Annotated in this window: 5 protein-coding genes; 2 read left to right on the forward strand and 3 right to left on the reverse strand. The window is 52.5% G+C overall.

What is annotated here, in order from left to right; genetic code table 11:
* Window positions 1-86: 86 nt before the first annotated feature.
* Complete coding sequence (locus tag HMPREF9538_RS24060) at window positions 87-551, reverse strand: OB-fold putative lipoprotein (protein ID WP_004150939.1); 465 nt, start codon at window positions 549-551, stop codon at window positions 87-89.
* A 305-nt stretch (window positions 552-856) separates the two neighbouring features.
* On the opposite strand from HMPREF9538_RS24060, the gene HMPREF9538_RS24050 reads away from it, so the two are divergent.
* The gene (locus HMPREF9538_RS24050; RefSeq protein WP_009484034.1) at window positions 857-1,267 is read left to right on the forward strand and encodes a Spy/CpxP family protein refolding chaperone; all 411 of its coding nucleotides are present in this window, start codon (window positions 857-859) and stop codon (window positions 1,265-1,267) included.
* Between the two features lie 73 nt (window positions 1,268-1,340).
* Here the strand turns inward: HMPREF9538_RS24050 and HMPREF9538_RS32040 are convergent, their stop codons facing one another.
* Both HMPREF9538_RS32040 and HMPREF9538_RS24040 read right to left on the reverse strand, forming a co-directional pair.
* Window positions 1,341-1,508, reverse strand: a complete 168-nt coding sequence (locus HMPREF9538_RS32040) for a hypothetical protein (protein ID WP_002917926.1) — start codon at window positions 1,506-1,508, stop codon at window positions 1,341-1,343.
* 24 nt (window positions 1,509-1,532) lie between these two features.
* A complete protein-coding gene (locus tag HMPREF9538_RS24040; protein WP_002917925.1) occupies window positions 1,533-2,234 on the reverse strand; it encodes a pirin family protein in 702 nt (233 codons plus the stop codon).
* 104 nt (window positions 2,235-2,338) lie between these two features.
* Between HMPREF9538_RS24040 and HMPREF9538_RS24035 the strand changes: the two genes are divergently transcribed.
* Window positions 2,339-3,235: a LysR family transcriptional regulator gene (locus HMPREF9538_RS24035; protein WP_004144865.1), complete on the forward strand. Its 897-nt coding sequence runs from the start codon at window positions 2,339-2,341 to the stop codon at window positions 3,233-3,235.
* Window positions 3,236-3,260 lie beyond the last annotated feature (25 nt).

A 3,260-nucleotide genomic window follows, 5' to 3' on the forward strand; every position in this document is an offset into this window, starting at 1 on the left:
TTTTTTGCTATTCGAATAGCGGAGAAAGGATGAATGACTGTCCACGACGCTATACCAAAAGAACGCGGCTTATCGGTCAGCTACCGTTATTTAACCACCTTAGGATTCTGTAGCGTAGGGATCGTGGAATCTTGCACCTGATGAACCTGGCCGACGATCGTAGCGACGCTGCCGTTGCTTAAAGCCTCTACGTCTGCGCTGTTATGCGAGCCAAAATTAAAGGTAAGACGTTTATCCGTTTTATTCTGTTCATCTCGCATGGTCACGATAAAATAGTAGCTGCCGGCGATACCGCTCTTCCGACGAATGTCGACAATCACCCCGCGTACCTTGACCCATTTACCCAGATAATCGCTGCTGGCCTTCGCCGGGTTGAGAGTAAACGGCTGCAGGAACTGAGCCACTGAATACGTCTGCATCGAAGCGACGGCGTCATCTCCGGGTTGAAATAATTTGTCTCCCGCGGAATAAAAGGCTTTAGAAGCCAGGCCGCAGCCGCTTAACAGCGAGATGACAAAAACCAGCGGTAATACGCGAAAACGTAATAACATCTCAATCTCCTTATCTATTTTTAAATGATATCCTTGATGCGCTGGATAACGTAATATGCGCTAATTAAATTAAAGGAAAAGTCACCACTGTCAAATATTTTGCTTGCTGTTGAAATTAAAATAAAACCTGGTGATGTTAGGGCGTCAACTATATAAGTTAACACGGTATTCATATTTTATATGTTTTAGTGAAGTGTATTAGTGCTGTGGATATATAATGTTTGGCTATCATTTTTTACATTTATTCACTGCGCCCTGTAAAATAATAATCCGCTATTTCTGCCACCTTTACTTCAGGAAAAAAAATGAAATTGATAACCCGTATTGCCTTTGCCACGCTGTTGACCACCGGTTTCTCTATCACGGCTCAGGCCGCAGACGTTAAGGCGGCGCCAGCACCGGCGCAGGATCCTATTGTTCAGCACTTAAAACTTACCAACGATCAGGTCGCGAAAATTAAAAGCCTGCATCAGCAGTTGGAGAGTAATGTCCAGCAGATTTCCCAACAGGAAATTAAAGACGGGGCTCAGATAAACGTGATTGATTCCGGTAAATGGGATGAAAAAGCGGTCAACGATCAGCTGGCGGCCTTCAGCAAGATTGATCAGCAGGTGCGTTATTACCGCGTGAAGTACTATTTTGAGGTGAATAAGGTACTGACGCCGGAGCAGCGCACGCAGGTGAAAAAAGATCTTGCCGACGCGCTGAGTGAATAATGCCATCGGCCCCTCGCGGGGCCGATATCTTCTTCAGGCCATTAATGAAAATCAACCCAGCCATTTTGCCGTTTCAGGCGAGACTTTCTTCATCCCGCAGGCGGATCTCCGCTTCGGCAACAATGGCTTCCAGTTCGCTAAGCATCTCATCATAACCAAAGCTGGCGGCCCCGGCGACTTGCGGTTGCACCGGGGCTAACGGCGTTGGTGACGCCTTTTTTCTGTTTTTCTTCTTACTCACTGACAGACTCCATCACTTCCGTTGTTACACCGGTAAATCTATCAGCAAAGCGCGCAGCGGCGTATCGGCGACGAGGGTAATGTTAGCTTCGTCACGAATAAATGCGCCGTCACCGCAGGTGAGAGCCTGCTTTTGCTGTTCCTGTGCGACGGCATGGACGGAGCCGTGAATCGACTGCAGGTAGGCGCGTGGACCATGTAATTGCACGTTGATCTGCTCACCTTTCTCCAGCGCGATATGGTAGACCCAGGCCTGTTGGCGAAGCTGGAGGCTGTTATCCCCGCCCTCCGGAGAGGCCAGCAGCTGCAGCGTCGCGTCTGCGACATTGATTTTCTGCTGCAGCGGGTTTTCCCGCTGCGGGCAGGCATCAAGCCAAAGTTGCATTCGCGTTAACGACTGCTCTTTACTCAGATTATGCTCGCTATAGCTCACGCCAGGCTGGGTGGCGATCAGCAGCGCTTCACCGGCTTTGGCCTGCACGTGGTTGCCGTCGCTGTCGCGATACTCCGCTTCGCCTTCCAGAATCAGGTTCAGGATATCGACTTTTGGGTACGTTCTGGCCTGGAAGGAAGCGCCGGGCGCCAGCACTTCCTGGTTGAGGACGCGCAAGGATGCGAAGCCCAGTAATTTCGGGTCGAAGTAGTGGCCAAAGGAGAAGGTGTAGCGGGCCTGCAGCCAGCCGAAGTCTGCTTGTCCGCATTGTTTGGCTGTTCGGGTAGTAATCATGTTCTTGACCTCTCTTTACACTAAATCAATGGTAAAGGTATGGACGCTGTATTGTTAGCCAGATATTCTGCCCGGTATGTTCAAATTTCCTGAATGAGAAAGCGATGGCCAAAGAGAGAGCATTAACGCTGGAAGCGTTACGCGTGATGGATGCGATCGACCGGCGCGGAAGCTTCGCTGCCGCAGCTGATGAGCTGGGACGCGTGCCTTCCGCCCTGAGCTACACCATGCAAAAACTGGAGGAGGAACTGGACGTGGTGCTGTTTGACCGCTCAGGTCATCGCACGAAGTTCACTAACGTTGGAAGAATGCTGCTGGAGCGCGGGCGCGTGCTGCTTGAAGCGGCGGATAAACTCACCACCGATGCTGAAGCCCTGTCGCGTGGTTGGGAAACCCACCTGACGATCGTTACCGAAGCGCTGGTGCCCACTCCGGATCTGTTTCCGCTGATTGAGAAACTGGCGACTAAATCAAACACCCAGCTGTCGATTATCACTGAGGTGCTGGCCGGCGCCTGGGAGCGGCTGGAGCAGGGGCGGGCGGATATCGTTGTCGCACCGGATATGCATTTTCGTTCCTCTTCGGAGATTAACTCGCGCAAACTCTATTCGGTGCTCAGCGTGTACGTCGCGGCGCCGGATCACCCGATCCATCAGGAGCCGGAGCCGCTCTCTGAGGTTACCCGCGTGAAATACCGCGGCGTCGCGGTGGCGGATACCGCGCGCGAGCGGCCCGTTCTCACCGTTCAACTGCTGGATAAACAGCCGCGTTTAACGGTGAGTACGATAGAAGATAAACGTCAGGCGCTACTGGCCGGGCTGGGCGTGGCGACTATGCCCTATCCGCTGGTGGAGAAGGATATTGCCGAAGGTCGCCTGCGGGTCGTCAGCCCGGAATACACCAATGAAATTGACATTATCATGGCCTGGCGACGGGACAGTATGGGCGAAGCGAAGTCCTGGTGTCTGCGTGAGATCCCCAAGCTGTTTGCCGGCAGATAGTGATGAAGACGCCCCCCCCCCCCCC

It is taken from the genome of Klebsiella sp. MS 92-3 (assembly GCF_000195655.1).
Lineage (GTDB): Bacteria > Pseudomonadota > Gammaproteobacteria > Enterobacterales > Enterobacteriaceae > Klebsiella > Klebsiella pneumoniae.

Bases quoted from the DNA above. Each gene is read 5' to 3' on its own strand.
- HMPREF9538_RS24050 (WP_009484034.1), top strand. From the start codon at position 857: ATGAAATTGATAACCCGTATTGCCTTTGCCACGCTGTTGACCACCGGT.
- HMPREF9538_RS24040 (WP_002917925.1), bottom strand. From the start codon at position 2,234: ATGATTACTACCCGAACAGCCAAACAATGCGGACAAGCAGACTTCGGC.
- HMPREF9538_RS24060 (WP_004150939.1), bottom strand. From the start codon at position 551: ATGTTATTACGTTTTCGCGTATTACCGCTGGTTTTTGTCATCTCGCTG.
- HMPREF9538_RS24035 (WP_004144865.1), top strand. From the start codon at position 2,339: ATGGCCAAAGAGAGAGCATTAACGCTGGAAGCGTTACGCGTGATGGAT.